Annotated in this window: 14 protein-coding genes; 10 read left to right on the plus strand and 4 right to left on the minus strand. The window is 73.5% G+C overall.

Translation table 11 applies throughout. From position 1 onward, the window contains the following. The first annotated feature begins 64 nt into the window (after nt 1–64). Together ACFYMP_RS11135 and ACFYMP_RS11140 are read left to right on the plus strand one after the other, a co-directional pair. On the plus strand, nt 65–424 hold the full coding sequence (locus ACFYMP_RS11135; RefSeq protein WP_388854084.1) for a barstar family protein: 360 nt from the start codon (nt 65–67) through the stop codon (nt 422–424). Nucleotides 425–597: 173 nt separating this feature from the next. Further along, nucleotides 598–2,040 carry a GuaB1 family IMP dehydrogenase-related protein gene (locus ACFYMP_RS11140; protein ID WP_388854087.1) on the plus strand — a complete coding sequence of 481 codons (1,443 nt, stop codon included), beginning with the start codon at nt 598–600 and terminating at the stop codon, nt 2,038–2,040. Nucleotides 2,041–2,140: 100 nt separating this feature from the next. On the opposite strand, the gene ACFYMP_RS11145 is transcribed toward ACFYMP_RS11140, so the two are convergent. Beyond that, on the minus strand, nt 2,141–2,548 hold the full coding sequence (locus ACFYMP_RS11145; RefSeq protein WP_388854090.1) for an ATP-binding protein: 408 nt from the start codon (nt 2,546–2,548) through the stop codon (nt 2,141–2,143). 534 nt (nt 2,549–3,082) lie between these two features. On the opposite strand from ACFYMP_RS11145, the gene ACFYMP_RS11150 reads away from it, so the two are divergent. From ACFYMP_RS11150 to ACFYMP_RS11175, 6 genes are all read left to right on the plus strand, one after another. After that, entirely contained in the window at nt 3,083–4,546 is a 1,464-nt protein-coding gene (locus tag ACFYMP_RS11150; protein WP_388854309.1) for a hypothetical protein, read from the plus strand. 250 nt (nt 4,547–4,796) lie between these two features. Next, on the plus strand, nt 4,797–6,236 hold the full coding sequence (locus ACFYMP_RS11155; protein WP_388854093.1) for an amino acid permease: 1,440 nt from the start codon (nt 4,797–4,799) through the stop codon (nt 6,234–6,236). Between the two features lie 11 nt (nt 6,237–6,247). Next, complete coding sequence (locus ACFYMP_RS11160) at nt 6,248–6,688, plus strand: Lrp/AsnC family transcriptional regulator (RefSeq protein ID WP_388854312.1); 441 nt, start codon at nt 6,248–6,250, stop codon at nt 6,686–6,688. A gap of 73 nt (nt 6,689–6,761) precedes the next feature. Continuing rightward, a complete protein-coding gene (locus ACFYMP_RS11165; protein ID WP_388854096.1) occupies nt 6,762–7,706 on the plus strand; it encodes a peptidoglycan recognition protein in 945 nt (314 codons plus the stop codon). An 81-nt stretch (nt 7,707–7,787) separates the two neighbouring features. Then, nucleotides 7,788–8,594: a carbon-nitrogen hydrolase family protein gene (locus tag ACFYMP_RS11170; protein ID WP_388854099.1), complete on the plus strand. Its 807-nt coding sequence runs from the start codon at nt 7,788–7,790 to the stop codon at nt 8,592–8,594. Between the two features lie 49 nt (nt 8,595–8,643). After that, on the plus strand, nt 8,644–10,335 hold the full coding sequence (locus tag ACFYMP_RS11175) for a flavin monoamine oxidase family protein (RefSeq protein WP_388854102.1): 1,692 nt from the start codon (nt 8,644–8,646) through the stop codon (nt 10,333–10,335). On the opposite strand, the gene ACFYMP_RS11180 is transcribed toward ACFYMP_RS11175, so the two are convergent. Next, on the minus strand, nt 10,296–11,093 hold the full coding sequence (locus ACFYMP_RS11180; protein WP_388854105.1) for a DUF5995 family protein: 798 nt from the start codon (nt 11,091–11,093) through the stop codon (nt 10,296–10,298). The two genes, ACFYMP_RS11175 and ACFYMP_RS11180, sit on opposite strands and share 40 nt — an antisense overlap. Nucleotides 11,094–11,193: 100 nt before the next feature. Further along, nucleotides 11,194–12,594, minus strand: coding sequence for a uracil-xanthine permease family protein (locus ACFYMP_RS11185; protein ID WP_388854108.1), 1,401 nt, complete (start codon nt 12,592–12,594; stop codon nt 11,194–11,196). Between the two features lie 305 nt (nt 12,595–12,899). On the opposite strand from ACFYMP_RS11185, the gene ACFYMP_RS11190 reads away from it, so the two are divergent. Further along, complete coding sequence (locus ACFYMP_RS11190) at nt 12,900–13,373, plus strand: acyl-CoA thioesterase (protein WP_388854111.1); 474 nt, start codon at nt 12,900–12,902, stop codon at nt 13,371–13,373. A gap of 28 nt (nt 13,374–13,401) precedes the next feature. Here the strand turns inward: ACFYMP_RS11190 and ACFYMP_RS11195 are convergent, their stop codons facing one another. Beyond that, entirely contained in the window at nt 13,402–14,346 is a 945-nt protein-coding gene (locus ACFYMP_RS11195) for an alpha/beta hydrolase family protein (protein WP_388854114.1), read from the minus strand. 172 nt (nt 14,347–14,518) lie between these two features. Between ACFYMP_RS11195 and ACFYMP_RS11200 the strand changes: the two genes are divergently transcribed. Next, complete coding sequence (locus tag ACFYMP_RS11200) at nt 14,519–14,965, plus strand: MerR family transcriptional regulator (RefSeq protein WP_388854117.1); 447 nt, start codon at nt 14,519–14,521, stop codon at nt 14,963–14,965. Nucleotides 14,966–15,072 lie beyond the last annotated feature (107 nt).

Here is a 15,072-nt window from a genome sequence, read left to right on the forward strand (position 1 = left end):
ACCGGACCGGCGGGGAGCGGACGTACGCCAGAGAACCCGATGCCCGACGAGGGAGGCTACGGAGATGACGGGGCCGAACGGATGGGCCGGTGCGCTGGAGGCGGCGCGGGCGGCCGGCTGGGACACCGTGGAGATCGACCTGTCGGGCGTGCGTGACAAGCCGGGCTTCCTCACGGCCTGTGCCGGGGCCCTGCGCCTGCCCGACTGGTTCGGCCACAACTGGGACGCGCTCGCCGACTGCCTGGGCGACCTCTCCTGGGCCCCGCCCGCGCGCGGCCGGGTCCTCGTCCTCACGCACTGGCAGCCGTACGCCCAGGCCGCACCGGCGGAGTGGGCGACGGCCCAGGAGGTCCTGGGCGAGGCGGTGGCGCGTGGGCGGGGCGGCGACACCCCCCTGTCCGTCCTGCTGTCCCTCGGGGACTGACCCCGCCCCCGCTCCCACCTGCGGCTTGGACGATCCGCCGATCCGGCGGACCCGGGCTCTGGACGATCATCCCGTGGCCCGGGGCGGGTGGGGAATGGGAAGATGAAGTACGTGCCTTTTTCCCTCGGCCCACCGGCTCAGGGATCACCTCGAACACCCTGGGATGTGCGCACGTGCGTTTCCTCAACGACCTCCAGCCGCCGTACGACCTGACGTACGACGACGTCTTCATGGTCCCGCGCCACTCGTCCGTCGGTTCTCGGCAGGCGGTGGACCTCAGCTCCCCGGACGGGACCGGGACCACCATCCCCCTCGTGGTCGCCAACATGACCGCCATCGCCGGTCGCCGGATGGCCGAGACCGTGGCCCGGCGGGGCGGCATCACCGTCCTCCCGCAGGACATCCCGATCGAGGTCGTCGCCGAGGTCACGTCCTGGGTCAAGCAGCGCCACCTCGTGCTCGACACCCCCATCGTGCTCAGCCCGCACCAGACCGTCGGTGACGCGCTGTCCCTGCTGCCCAAGCGCGCCCACAACGCCGGGGTCGTCGTCGACGAGGCGATGCGCCCGATCGGCGTCGTCACCGACCGGGACCTCTCGGACGTGGACCGCTTCACCCAGCTCTCCGAGGTCATGTCCCGCGATCTCGTGCTGCTCGACGCGGAGATCGCCCCGCGCGACGCCTTCAACCGCCTCGACGGCGCGAACCGGCGCTACGCCCCGGCCGTCGACCGCGAGGGCCGTCTGGCCGGCATCCTCACCCGCACCGGCGCCCTGCGCGCCACGCTCTACCAGCCCGCCACCGACGACGCGGGCGCACTACGGGTGGCCGCCGCCGTCGGGATCAACGGCGACGTCGCGGGCAAGGCCGAGCAGCTCCTCGACGCCGGAGTGGACACGCTCGTCGTCGACACCGCGCACGGCCACCAGGAGTCGATGATCTCCGCGCTCAAGGCCGTCCGCGCCCTCGACCCGCAGGTCCCCGTCGTCGCGGGCAACATCGTGGCGGCCGAAGGGGTGCGCGACCTGATCGCGGCGGGCGCCGACATCATCAAGGTCGGCGTCGGTCCCGGCGCCATGTGCACGACCCGGATGGCGACCGGTGTGGGCCGGCCCCAGTTCTCCGCCGTCCTCGAATGCGCCACGGAGGCGCGCAAGTTCGGCAAGCACGTGTGGGCCGACGGCGGGGTGCGTCACCCCCGTGACGTGGCCATGGCGCTCGCCGCGGGCGCCTCGAACGTCATGATCGGGTCGTGGTTCGCCGGGACCCACGAGTCCCCCGGGGACCTGCGGCAGGCCGCCGACGGCCGCCTCTACAAGGAGTCCTTCGGCATGGCCTCGGCCCGCGCCGTGCGCAACCGCACCGCCGAGGAGTCCGCCTACGACCGTGCCCGCAAGGCGCTGTTCGAGGAGGGCATCTCCACCTCCCGCATGTTCCTCGACCCCGTCCGCCCCGGAGTGGAGGACCTCATCGACTCGATCGTCGCCGGGGTCCGTTCCTCCTGCACCTACGCGGGGGCGCACAGCCTGGAGGAGTTCGCCGAGCGCGCCGTCGTCGGCGTGCAGAGCGCCGCCGGGTACGCCGAGGGCAAGCCGCTGCACGTCAGCTGGAGCTGACCGCGCCCTGAGCCGGGCCGACGCGTCAGCGGGAGCGGCCCGGCGGGTCGACCGAGCGGGACCGGTCCGGCGGGTCGATCGAGCGGAGCCGGTCCGGCGGTCACGGCCGCCGGACCGGCTCCCCGCCCCGGTGCGGTGCCTCCCACCGCGCCTCGACCCGTTTGCCCTGCGGCAGGCCGATGACGAGCACGTGGTGGGCGAGGCGGTGCACGAGGTGCCAGCCGAAGCCGCCGCCGCCCGCCAGATCGGGCGCACGGCCGACCGGCGGGTCGCTGCTGGAGTCCTCCACCCCGATCCGCAGCTCGCCCAGGTGCGCCCACAGGGACAGCCGCCAGGGGCCGCGTGTGTGCCGCGCCGCGTTCGCCACGAGTTCGGCGACGACGAGCACGACGGCCTCGGTCTCCGCCCACGGGCACATGTGCGCGACGAACTGGGACGCCACGTCCCTGGCCTCCGCGCTCGTGGCGGCCGGCCCTTCGAGGACGAGGCTCTGCGGGATGCGCGGCATCAGCCCCGCGCTCCGCGGACCACCGTCATAGTCGTGCTGCCCTTCGTCGTCCCCGCGGCCCTGTCGTCTTCCTGGCCCCTCGCGCCGGCATCTCCTGCCCCGCCCGCGTTCATCGCGGCCTCCCCGTAACGGCCCGCCGGCCCGCGCCCCCCGGCGCGAACAAGTCCAACCCGGCGGGTACCCGGGACCGGCGCGGTTACGCCTGCCCCCCGGGAAGGACGGGGCGGGGGGAGCGGAAGGTGTCTCGCGGACCGGGACGGTGGTTGGCACCGGCCTCCCCAGGTGGTCACCATATGCGCATGGACCACAGCGGGGGGCGGCGCACGCGGCAGTCGGCCGCCCGCGCCCGCGCGGCGTGTCCCGGCCGCCCGCTGTCCTGTCGCTGTCGCTGATCTCCGTATCCCGGCCCGTGCCGCGTGCACACGGTGTGTCAGGTTCCGGACAGGACGCCCCTGAGTGTCCCTCCCCGACGGCGCCGTGCGCCTCGGCGCGGAGCGGGTCCCCGTTCCCGTCAAGGAAGCCCCCGGAGTACCCATGCCCTTCCTCCGCCCCGCCCCGCGTCCGCGCCGCTCGGCCGCGGCCCTCGGCGTCGCCGCCGTACTCGCCTCCGTGCTGACGGCGGCCCCCGCGGTCGCCTCGGACGCGCCCCCGACGCCCGTTCTCGCGCCCAACCCCTACGCCGGACCGGCCGGCACGGCCACGATGCACGGGGACACCGGCTCCTCGGACACCACTGCGCTGCCCGGTCCCGGCGCCGGGACCCTCCGCTCGAAGCGGGTGGCGCTCGCCTCGGCCTGCCCCACGGTGCTCGTCGGCGGGGACGGATACCCGGTCGTGCTGTGCACGCCGATCTTCGGGCAGGTGCCGACCGTGCACCTCCTCGACCCCTCGAACGGCTCCTCCCTGGCCGAACTCCCCCTGACCAAGGGCTCGCTGCTCGGCGGCGTGTACGCCTACCTCGACCAGGACGACCGGCTCGTGGTGATCGACGGCAGCCGCTCGCTGCTGCGGGTGGGCCACCACAGGAACGCCGCCGGTGACTGGAGCCTGTCGGTCGACTCGTCCCTCCCGCTGACCTCGGCCGTCCCCGCCGACGACGCCGTGACCGGGATCTCCCCCGACTGGGCGGGCCGGGTCTGGTTCGCGACCGGCGGCGGGCTGGTGGGCACCGCCGACGACCGCACCGGCACCGTGCGCACCCTGCGGCTGCCCGGGGAGGAGAGGATCGCCAACAGCATCTCCACGGCCCCCGCGGGCACCCTCGTCACCACCACGGCGGCCACCTACCTGCTGACCTCCGCCGCCGACGGCACGCCGCGGATCTCCTGGCGCCGGGCCTACGACCGGGGCTCCGCGCGCAAACCGGGCCAGCTGAGCTGGGGCAGCGGCTCCACCCCGACCTTCTTCGGGCCCACCGACGGCGCGGACTACGTGGCCGTGGTCGACAACGCGGACCGGCAGGTCTCCCTCCAGGTCTACGCGACGGCCACGGGACGCCAGGTGTGCTCCACCCCCGTCCTCCTCGCGGGCGGGCCCGGAAGCGAGAACTCCCCGATCGGCGCGGGCCGCAGCGTCTACGTGGCCAGTACCTACGGCTACCCGTACCCGGCCGTCCCCGCCGACGCGGGCCCCAGCGTCCCCGCCTCGGCCGACTTCACCGGCGGGCTGACCCGCGTGGACGTCCGCGCCGACGGCTCCGGCTGCGCACTGGTCTGGGACAACACCCTGCGCTCCGCCGCCGTCCCGAAACTCTCCACCGCCGACGGCCGCCTGCACACCGTGCTGCGCGACCCGCTGATCCCCGGCACCACGGGCTCGGGCGTCCTCGACCCCTACCGCTACGCCGAGATCGACCCCGCGACCGGCGCCGTGACCCGCAGCGGCCGCGTCGGTGTCGGCTCCCTCTTCGACACCCTGCAAATGGCGGGCACCGCCGCCCCGGGCGGCGTCTGGTACCAGGGCACCGTCACGGGCGTCCTGCGCGTCACCGCCGACTGAGCCCACCCAGGGCTCCGCACCGGGAAGTGGTTGGTTTCCGCAGGTCGGGGTAGTCGAGGCGGCGCGGCGGGCACGGCCCGCAGAACCAGCTCACCCCCGCGGCCTCCCGGGAGGCCGCGGGGGCGCCGGGGCGGAGCGACCGGGGGAGTGCGCGGGTCGGCCTGCCGGAAGGCGGTCCCGCGCTGCCTTACGGTCGTGCCGACCCCCCGCCCCGCCGCCGTCCCCGCCCCGCCACCCACAGGAGCCCCGAGTGCCGACAACAGGACTGCCGCGACGGTCCGCGCTGACCCGACGCAAACCGGTCGACCGGCTGGTCGCCGAGGGCGGTGAGGGCGAGGGCGGGAGCCTGCGGCGCTCCCTGGGGCTGTGGCAGCTCACCATGATCAGCATCGGCGCGACCCTGGGCACCGGCATCTTCGTCGTCCTGGGCGAGGCCGTGCCCAAGGCCGGGCCCGCCGTCATCGTGTCCTTCCTGCTGGCCGGCGTCACCGCCCTGTTCTCCGCGCTGTCCTACGCGGAACTGGCCGGGGCGATCCCGGTCGCCGGCTCCTCGTACTCCTACGCCTACGCGACCCTCGGCGAGTTCGTCGCCTGGGTGTGCGGCTGGTGCCTCGTGCTGGAGTACGGGGTCTCGGTCGCCGCCGTGGCCGTGGGCTGGGGGCAGTACGTCAACGAGTTCCTGGACGGCACGATCGGGGTGACGCTCCCCGAGGTCATCTCGGCCCCGCCGGGACAGGGCGGCGTGGTGAACGTGCCCGCCCTCGCCGTCGTCCTGCTCGCCCTGGTCTTCCTGCTCGGCGGCGCCAAGGAGTCGGCCCGCGCCAACACGATCATGGTGTGCGTCAAGATCGCCGCCCTGCTGCTGTTCTGCGTGATCGGCTTCCTGGGCCTGCGCTCCGCGAACTACGCCGACTTCGCGCCGTACGGGGTGAGCGGGATCAGCGCGGCCGGGGCCACCCTGTTCTTCTCGTACATCGGCTTCGACGCGGCCTCGACCGCCGGGGAGGAGGCGACCGACGCGCAGCGCGATTTGCCGCGCGCCATCATGCTCTCGCTCGGGATCGTCACCGCGCTGTACGTCCTGGTCGCGGTCGTCGCCGTCGGCGCCAGGCCCTGGCGCGAGTTCCAGGGCTCCGAGGCGGCGCTCGCCGGGATCACCCGGCAGGTCACCGGCCAGAACCTGTGGCCGGTCCTGCTCTCGCTCGGCGCGGTCGTCGCCATCGCGAGCGTGGTCCTGACCGTCCTGTACGGACAGACCCGGGTGATCTTCGCGATGTCCCGCGACGGGCTGGTCCCGCCGGTGTTCTCCCGCGTCCACGCGGGCAGCGGCACCCCGCGGGCCAACACCCTCCTGGTCGTGCTGTTCTGCGGGGTGCTCGCCGCGGTCGTCCCGCTCGGCAACCTCGCCGACGCGACGAGCATCGGGACGCTGTTCGCCTTCGCCCTCGTCAACGTGGCCGTCATCGTCCTGCGCCGTACCCGGCCCGGTATGCGCCGCAGCTTCCGGGTCCCGCTCTTCCCCGTGCTGCCCGTGCTCGGCTTCGGGTTCTGCGTATGGCTCATGTTCAGCCTGTCCACCGTGACCTGGGTGGTCTTCGCCTGCTGGATGCTGCTGGGCCTCGTGGTCTACTTCGGATACGGCGTGCGGCACTCACGCCTGGCCGCCGCAGCGCCTCCCCGGGAGAAATGAACGTTTCCGCCGTGCTCGACGAACTCGACGAACGCATCGTCCGCGTCCTCGCCCAGGACGCCCGCCGCTCCTACGCCGACATCGGCGCGCGCGTGGGCCTGTCCGCCCCCGCCGTGAAGCGGCGCGTGGACCGGCTGCGGGCGAGCGGGGCGATCCGGGGCTTCACCGTCCGGGTGGACCCCGCCGTCCTCGGCTGGCGCACCGAGGGGCTCATCGAGCTGTACTGCCGCCGCCAGACCTCCCCGGAGGCCATCCGGCGCGGACTGGAGCGGTACCCGGAGGTCGTCTCCGCGTCGACCGTCACCGGCGAGGCGGACGCCGTGGTCCAGGTGTTCACCGCCGACATGCGCCACTTCGAGCAGGTCCTGGAGCGGATCGCGGGGGAGCCGTTCGTGGAGCGGACCAAGTCCGTGCTGGTGCTCTCCCCGCTGCTGCGGCGCTTCGACCCGTAGCCCGGCACCCCGGACCTCCGTCCGGAGCAACCCAACCGGCGGGGCGGGACGAGAGCCCCCACGCTGGACAAAGATGAGAGTCGCGCGAGGTTCCGACCGACGCCGGCGCCCCCTTGTCCGGGCGGCCACCGGCGTCGCAGCCACGGCCGCGGCCACCCTGCTCGTGCTGGCTCTCGTGGGCGCTCCGCCCTTCGGCGCCGACGGGGGCGCGCGCCGCCGGCCGCCGAGCGCCCAGGCCAGCCCGCCCTCCCCGGCCGACGCGCTCAAACCGCCCATCGTGACCCGCGAGCAGTGGGGCGCCGACCCCCACCTGCTCGACCAGAAACCGCACTACGCGGACTCCGTGCACGCCGTGGTCATCCACCACACCGACAACCCCAACGGCTACGACTGCGCGGACAGCCCCCATCTCGTACGCGAGATCTACGAGGCCCACGCCGTGGCCAAGGGCTGGGGCGACATCGGGTACAACTTCCTCGTCGACAAGTGCGGCACGATCTTCGAGGGCCGGCTCGGCGGCGTGGACCGCGCGGTGATCGGGGCGCACACCGTCGGCCTCAACACGGGGACGACCGGGATCGCCGCGATCGGCACGTACACGGCGGGGGTGCCCGTGCCCAGGCCGCTGCGGGAGTCCGTGGAGAAGCTCATCGCCTGGAAACTCGGTCTCACCCAGATCGATCCCGCCGCCCGCACCCAGCTCGTCTCCACCAACAGCAACAGCCGGTTCCCGAAGGACACCGCCGTCAACGTGCCGACCGTCCTCGGCCACATCGAGGCGTACGAGACGGACTGCCCCGGCGAGGCGCTCATGCGGCTGCTGCCCACCTTCCGCAAGGACGCCGCCCACCTGCAGAGCGAGGCCAGAGTGCTCGCCCAGGGGGACGGCGCGCGGCCCGGTCACCAGAAGGGGCGGGGACAGCAGAGCCCCCCGTCCGCCCCCGCGCGGCCCGAGAGCACCGAGGACGCAACAGATCACCGCATCGGCCCCGGTACCCGCAACGATTCGCCGGTCTGAGGCGCACGTTCGCGTCTTGTCGCGCTCCGCGCGGCAGCCGTACGGTCTGGGTGTTCCCGTCCGCTTCGTCCGAGGTCAGCCATGTCCGCACCCCCGTTCCGTCTCGCCCTGCTCCAGAGCTCCGGTCACCCGGGCGAACCGGAGAAGAACCTCGCCGAGCTGGACGAGGCCGCCGCCCGCGCCGCCGCGGCCGGGGCCCGCGTCCTCGTCACCTCGGAGATGTTCTTGACCGGCTACGCCCTCGGCGAGCGCACCGCCGCGTACGCCCTGACCGAGCGGGAGGCCGTACGGAGCCTCGGCGCGCTCGCCCGCCGCCACGGCGTCGCCCTCGTCTGCGGATACCCCGAGCGCGCGGGGGAGCGGGTGCACAACTCCGCGCTGCTGGTCGGCGCGGACGGCGCCAGGCTGGCCGGCTACCGCAAGACCCACCTGTACGGCGACTTCGAACGCGCCGTGTTCACCCCCGGGGCGGAGCCGGTCGTCCAGGCCACGATCGACGGACTGCGGGTGGGCCTCATGATCTGCTACGACGTCGAGTTCCCCGAGAACGTCCGCGCCCACGCCCTCGCCGGTACCGACCTGCTCCTGGTGCCCACCGCCCAGATGCACCCCTACGAGTTCGTGGCCCGCTCGGTGGTCCCGGTCCGCGCCTTCGAGAGCCAGCTCTACATCGCCTACGTCAACCGCACCGGTTCGGAGGGCGAGTTCGACTTCGTCGGGCTGAGCTGCCTGGCCGGGCCCGAGGGCGGCGACCTCGTCCGGGGCTCCGCCGAGAAGGCCCTGCTGTTCGGCGAGGCCGACCCGGCGGCCCTCGCCGAATCCCGCGCCCGCAACCCCTACCTCGCCGACCGCCGGGCCGATCTCCACGGCGCCCCCGGCCGCGCCTGAAGCGCACCAGAACCCGAGACCCACCCCGCTGTCCCAGGAGTACCCGCACATGACGTCCACGGTGCCCACCGCCGTTCCGCAGGCCGAAGCGCAGCCGCCCATCACGATGTTCGGGCCCGACTTCCCGTACGCCTACGACGACTTCCTCGCCCACCCGGCCGGGCTCGGCCAGGTGCCCGCGACCGAGCACGGAACCGAGGTCGCCGTCATCGGCGGTGGGCTCTCCGGTCTGGTGACCGCGTACGAACTGATGAAGATGGGCCTCAAGCCGGTCGTGTACGAGGCCGACCAGCTCGGCGGGCGGCTGCGCACCGTCGGCTTCGAGGGCTGCGAGCCGGGGCTGCGGGCCGAACTCGGCGCGATGCGCTTCCCGCCCTCCTCGACGGCGCTCCAGCACTACATCGACCTCGTCGGCCTGGACACCGCCCCCTTCCCCAACCCGCTGTCGCCCGCGACCCCTTCGACCGTCGTGGACCTCAAGGGCGTGCCGCACTACGCCCGGACCATCGACGACCTGCCGCAGGTCTACCGCGACGTCGCCGAGGCGTGGCGCAGCTGCCTGGAGGAGGGCGCCGAGTTCTCCGCCATGAACACGGCGCTGCGCACCCGCGACGTGCCGAAAATCCGGGAGATCTGGTCCCGGCTGGTGGAGCGGCTGGACGACCAGACCTTCTACGGGTTCCTGTGCCAGTCCGAGGCGTTCTCCTCCTTCCGGCACCGGGAGATCTTCGGGCAGGTCGGCTTCGGCACCGGCGGCTGGGACACCGACTTCCCGAACTCCATCCTGGAGATCCTGCGCGTCGTCTACACCGAGGCGGACGACCACCACCGCGGCATCGTCGGCGGCAGCCAGCAACTCCCGCTGCGGCTGTGGGAACACGCCCCCGACAAGCTCCTGCACTGGCCGCGCGGCACCTCGCTGTCCTCCCTCCACGGAGGGGAGCCCCGGCCGGCGGTGACCCGGCTGCACCGCACCGCGGGCAACCGTGTCACCGTGACCGACGCCGAGGGCAAACTGCGCACCTACAAGGCCGCCGTGTTCACCGCCCAGTCCTGGATGCTTCTCTCCAAGATCGCCTGCGACGACGCGCTGTTCCCGATCGACCACTGGACGGCGATCGAGCGCACCCACTACATGGAGTCCAGCAAGCTGTTCGTGCCCGTGGACCGGCCGTTCTGGCTCGACACGGACGAGGAGACCGGCCGGGACGTCATGTCGATGACTCTCACCGACCGGATGACCCGCGGCACCTACCTGCTGGACAACGGCCCCGACCGCCCCGCCGTGATCTGCCTCTCCTACACGTGGTGCGACGACAGCCTCAAGTGGCTCCCGCTGTCCGCCGAGGAACGGATGGAGGTCATGCTCAACTCGCTGCGCGAGATCTACCCCAAGGTCGACATCCGGCGCCACCTCATCGGCAGCCCGGTGACGGTCTCCTGGGAGGACGAGCCGTACTTCATGGGCGCCTTCAAGGCCAACCTGCCGGGCCACTACCGGTACCAGCGGCGGCTGTTCACCCACTTCGTGCAGGACACGCTGCCCGAGGACCGGCGCGGCCTCTTCCTCGCCGGGGACGACATCTCGTGGACGGCCGGCTGGGCCGAGGGCGCCGTGCAGACCGCGCTGAACGCCGTGTGGGGCGTCATGCACCACCTCGGCGGGGCCTGCGACCCGGGCAACCCCGGGCCGGGCGACCGCTACGAGGAGATCGCCCCCGTCGCGCTGCCCGAGGACTGAGCGGCCGGGGCGGGAGCGGCCGGATGGGCGGGGAGGCGCGCGGCGCCGGGCGAGCACGGGGTGAGCAGCATCCGCCCGACCAGGCCCACCCCGTCGTCGAGCCGCTCCCGTACCTCCTCGGCGATCCCCGGCAGTCCGCGCAGCGCCCACAGCGTCCTCGCCACCGCCCAGGCCGCGTCCCTGGCCCGCTCCAGACTCCAGGAACCGGCCAGGTGGGTCAGCGGATCGGCCAGCTCCAGCAGGTCGGGGCCCGGCATCAGTTCGTCCCTGACGCGCTCCTCCAGGCTCGTCAGCAGATCGCCGACCCGGTCGAACTCGTCTTGCAGGTCCGTTGGTTCACAGCCGAGCGTGCGGCAGGCGTCCACGACGGCCAGGGCCAGATCGTGACCGATGTGCGCGTTGACGCCGCACAGCGCGAACTGAAGCGGCCGGACCCCCGGGTGGTTCCTGGAGTGGAACAGCGGCCGCCAGCAGGCCGGGGGCCGGCGCCCCGACTCGTACGCCTCGACCGCCGTGAGATAGCGCTCGGCGAAGCACACGTCGAGCACCGTCGCGGCCCGCGCGTCCGGGAACGCCCCCCGCTCCACCAGGCGGGCCACCTCCTCGGTCACCGTCAGATAGAGCCGGTGGAAGACGGCCACCCCGTCGCCGGGCGGCCAGTGCGCGCCGAGCGCGCGCATACGTACCAGGACGCCGCCGATCCCGTCCGGGACTGTGATCCCCTCCGGGACCCGCGGGAACTGCTCGGATCGCTCCATGGCAGCAGCGTTCCAGCCCCGGCCCGGCCCGGGGGCCGCCGTGCCGGGGGCTTCCCCACAACGAGGGACAGCGCGACACGGCGAGCGAACGGGGCGGTCGCTACCGCCCCGCGTCCTGCTGGCCGGTGGAGTGCGAGTCGTACGTGGAGGTGCCCGAGTCGAGCAGCGGCTCCTGCGTCTTGAGGTGCGCCGGGGCCATCGCCCGCAGCGCGTGGTAGCCCGTGATCACCACGAGGGTGCCCAGCGCGATCCCGCTCAGCTCGAAGTTGTCGGAGAACTTCAGCGAGACCCCGCCGACCCCGATGATGATCCCGGCGGCGGTCGGCACGAGGTTGAGCGGATTGCGCAGATCGACCTTGGCACCGAGCCAGATCTGCGCGCCGAGCAGGCCGATCATGCCGTAGAGGATCACGGTGATGCCGCCGAGCACCCCGCCCGGGACGGCCGCCACGACGGCGCCGAACTTCGGGCACAGCCCGAACAGCAGGGCGAAACCGGCGGCGGCCCAGTAGGCGGCCGTCGAGTAGACCCGGGTCGCGGCCATCACGCCGATGTTCTCGGAGTAGGTCGTGTTGGGCGGGCCGCCGACCGCCGTGGACAGCATCGAGCCGACGCCGTCCGCCGAGATCGCGGTGCCCAGCTTCCCGTCGAGGTTCTCACCGGTCATCTCGCCGACCGCCTTGACGTGTCCGGCGTTCTCCGCGACCAGCGCGATCACGACGGGCAGCGCGACCAGGATCGCCGACCAGTGGAAGGCGGGCCCGTGGAAGGAGGGCAGACCGACCCACTCGGCCTTGCCCACCCCGGACAGGTCCAGACGCCAGTGGTCGACGGCCTCGGTCCCGCCGTTGACCGAGTGGACGCGCCCGAAGACGCGGTCGAAGAGCCAGGAGACGAGGTAGCCGAAGACGAGGCCCAGGAAGATCGCGATACGCGACCAGAAGCCGCGCAGACACACCACCGCGAGCCCGGTGAACAGCATCGTCAGCAGCGCCACCCACTGGTCCTGCGGCCAGTACGTGGACGCGGTGACCGGGGCCAGGTTGAAGCCGATCAGCATGACGACCGCGCCCGTCACGACGGGCGGCATCGCGGCGTGGATGATCCGCGCCCCGAATCTCCGCACCGCGAGGCCGATCACGAAGAGCACGGCGCCCACCACGAGCACCGCGCCGGTCACCGTCGCGCTGGTCCCGCCCTGGGCGCGGATCACGGCCGCGACCCCCACGAACGACAGGGAGCAGCCCAGATAGCTGGGCACCCGGCCGCGCGTCGCGAGCAGGAAGATCGCGGTGGAGACACCCGACATCATGATCGCGAGGTTCGGGTCCAGGCCCATGAGGACGGGGGCCACGAAGGAGGCCCCGAACATCGCCACGACGTGCTGCGCGCCGAGGCCGACGGTGCGCGGCCAGCTCAGCCGCTCGTCCGGGCGCACCACGGCGCCGGGGGCCGGTGTGCGTCCGTCGCCGTGCAGTTTCCAGCGCACGCCGAGGTCCATGAGGTCCGCTCCCGTTCTCCGGGGGCCCGCTCGACGGTGCCCGCACGGATGTTCCCCGTTGATGGATTCCGGCACATGTTAGTGGTGCGTAAGGGCAAGTCCTCGCCAGGTGCCGGGGACGCACCGGTCACCCGGGGTGACCCGGCTGCGTCCGGGGCGGGTACGGAGGGCCGGCGCGCGGCGGGAGCGGCCGGCGTCGCGCGGCCGGGCGGTCCTTTCCGGCGCCCCGAACCCGCTGGTCAGACGCCCTGAGCCCGCACCTACGATGAGGTGTTCGATCCTCGCAGCCCAGGAGCCCCGAGACCATGACCGCCGAAGCCCCCGCCCCCGGCACCGCCGCGCCCCCGTACGGCGTGCTCGTCCCCTCCCACGTGCACTTCGACGACCTCGACGCGCTCGGGCTGCTGCACAACGGCCGTTACCCGGTCCTGGTCGAACGCGCCTGGTCGGCCTACTGGCAGGCGCTGGGCTGGAGCTACCGGGGGAACTGGGCCGAGGCCGAGGACGCCTGCAACGCGGTGCGCGAGTTCACCATCGGCTACGAGCGGCCCGTGACCCTCAGTGGCGACTACGCCGTCCACCTGTGGCTGGAAAGGCTCGGTACCACCGGCCTCACGTACGGCTTCCGGTACTGCTCCGCCGACGGCGCGGTCACCCACGCGCGGGGCCGCCGGGTCCTCGTCCGGCTCGACCCCGGCACCCTGCGGCCCACCCCCTGGAGCGAGCGGTTCCGCAAGGAGGCCCAGCAACTGCTGCCGGCCGAGGACCTGGCCGTCTGACGCACGTCCTCCGGCGGACTGGGGCCAATCAGGCGGATTCGAGCCGGCCGAGCGGGTGGGCACCCGCGCCGAGGGCCTCGCGGGCCGCCGTCCAGCCGGACCCGTCGACGCCGAGCGCGTGGCGCAGGTAGGCCAGGGTGACCTGCTGGACGAGGGCGACCCGGGCAGGGTGCTCGTCGGTGGTCTCCCGGACCTCGTGGCCGGCGACGCCGCCGAGGGAGTGCTCCGCCCCGAAGAGCGTGAGCAGGCCCTCACCGCCGGGGCTCAGGTGGTAGGGGTCGGTCATCCATTCCGGTCCCCGTACGCTCAGCGGCGAGTCGTCCCGGTCCCCGACGACGACGAGCGCCGGCGTGGTCATGTGGGTGAAGTCCGGGTTCATCGAGGGGAAGTGCTCGGCCGCGAACGGGGTCAGGTCGTCCCCGCCCCGGCCCGCCGTGGCGAGCAGCACACCCGCCCCGATCCGCGGGTCGGACAGGTCCTCCCCCCTTCCGGTCACCGGGTCCACGACGCGCAGCCCCAGCAGGATGCCCGCCGTCTGCCCGCCGAAGGAGTGTCCGGCCGCGGCCACGCGGCTGTGGTCGGTACGGCCGCTGAGGCCGGGCACCGCGGCTTCCAGCACGTCGAGGTGGTCGAGGATCCGTTCCATGTCCGCGACGCGCGAGCGCCAGACGCCCGGCGTGCGCGGGTCGTCCCGCGGGAGGCCCACCGTCCTGGAGTCCAGGTGGGTGGGCTGGACCACCACGAAGCCGTGGGCGGCCCAGTAGTCGGCCAGCGGACCGTAGCCCTCCAGCGACGAGCCGAAGCCGTGGGAGAGGAGGACGACCGGGAGGGCGTCGCCGGTCGTCGGCGCGGACACGCGCAGCAGCAGGTCCCGCCCCCGGCCCGGTGCGGGCAGCGAGAGAGGCTTCACCGAGACGACGGGGACGGGGGCGGGGACGGGGACGCCGGTCGGTGGGGTGTCGGAGGTGGTCATGCGGGCACTTCCTTCCGCTTCGTCTGCTTGCCGGGCGCCTGTGGCGGCGCGAGGTCTCTCCCGGCGGCCGCGACCGGGGACCGCGCCTGTCGTGGAGCCGTGCGCGTTACGGTAGGACCTGACGCTGACGTCAGGGGCAAGGCGTTGGGCCGGCTCACGAAGGGGGCGCGGGATGCGGATCGGCGAGCTGGCCGCCGCGGCGCAGGTCAGCGTGCGCGCGCTGCGGTACTACGAGGAGCAGGGGCTGCTCACCTCGGAACGCAGCCCCAGTGGCCAGCGGCGCTACCCGGGGAGCGCGGTCGACCGCGTCCGGCTGATCCAGCAGCTCTACGCCGCCGGGCTGCCGAGCAGGGCGATCGTCGACCTGCTGCCGTGCGTCGTCGACGGCAGGGCCACCCCGGAGCTACTGGCGCGGCTGGCGGTGGAGCGGGACCGCATCGACGGCAGGGTCGCCGAACTGACCGTCGCGCGGGACCGGCTCGACTCCGTCATCGACGGCGCCACCTCGAACCTGCGTACGGGCCGGTCCTGCCGCGACGTGGCCGCCGCGGACCCGGCGGCCACGGAAACGTCCGCAGGAGGCCCGGCGGGCTCACGTCGCCCGCCCCGCACCCCCTGAGGGCTGTCCCGTAATCCCTGGCGGGCGCGCGACGACAGCTGCGGCACCTCTCCGCGTTGCCGAAACGCCCGAATCGCTCCGCGATGAGGGCGCTCCGGCGCCTTGCG

Origin of the sequence: Streptomyces sp. NPDC007088 (genome assembly GCF_042869355.1) — a bacterium.
GTDB lineage: Bacteria > Actinomycetota > Actinomycetes > Streptomycetales > Streptomycetaceae > Streptomyces.

What these genes read in the sequence shown, in the direction of transcription:
- ACFYMP_RS11190 (WP_388854111.1), top strand. Translation starts at nt 12,900, where the DNA reads ATGACCGCCGAAGCCCCCGCCCCCGGCACCGCCGCGCCCCCGTACGGC.
- ACFYMP_RS11135 (WP_388854084.1), top strand. Translation starts at nt 65, where the DNA reads ATGACGGGGCCGAACGGATGGGCCGGTGCGCTGGAGGCGGCGCGGGCG.
- ACFYMP_RS11185 (WP_388854108.1), bottom strand. Translation starts at nt 12,594, where the DNA reads ATGGACCTCGGCGTGCGCTGGAAACTGCACGGCGACGGACGCACACCG.
- ACFYMP_RS11195 (WP_388854114.1), bottom strand. Translation starts at nt 14,346, where the DNA reads ATGACCACCTCCGACACCCCACCGACCGGCGTCCCCGTCCCCGCCCCC.
- ACFYMP_RS11150 (WP_388854309.1), top strand. Translation starts at nt 3,083, where the DNA reads ATGCCCTTCCTCCGCCCCGCCCCGCGTCCGCGCCGCTCGGCCGCGGCC.
- ACFYMP_RS11170 (WP_388854099.1), top strand. Translation starts at nt 7,788, where the DNA reads ATGTCCGCACCCCCGTTCCGTCTCGCCCTGCTCCAGAGCTCCGGTCAC.
- ACFYMP_RS11175 (WP_388854102.1), top strand. Translation starts at nt 8,644, where the DNA reads ATGACGTCCACGGTGCCCACCGCCGTTCCGCAGGCCGAAGCGCAGCCG.
- ACFYMP_RS11200 (WP_388854117.1), top strand. Translation starts at nt 14,519, where the DNA reads ATGCGGATCGGCGAGCTGGCCGCCGCGGCGCAGGTCAGCGTGCGCGCG.
- ACFYMP_RS11145 (WP_388854090.1), bottom strand. Translation starts at nt 2,548, where the DNA reads ATGCCGCGCATCCCGCAGAGCCTCGTCCTCGAAGGGCCGGCCGCCACG.
- ACFYMP_RS11165 (WP_388854096.1), top strand. Translation starts at nt 6,762, where the DNA reads ATGAGAGTCGCGCGAGGTTCCGACCGACGCCGGCGCCCCCTTGTCCGG.
- ACFYMP_RS11180 (WP_388854105.1), bottom strand. Translation starts at nt 11,093, where the DNA reads ATGGAGCGATCCGAGCAGTTCCCGCGGGTCCCGGAGGGGATCACAGTC.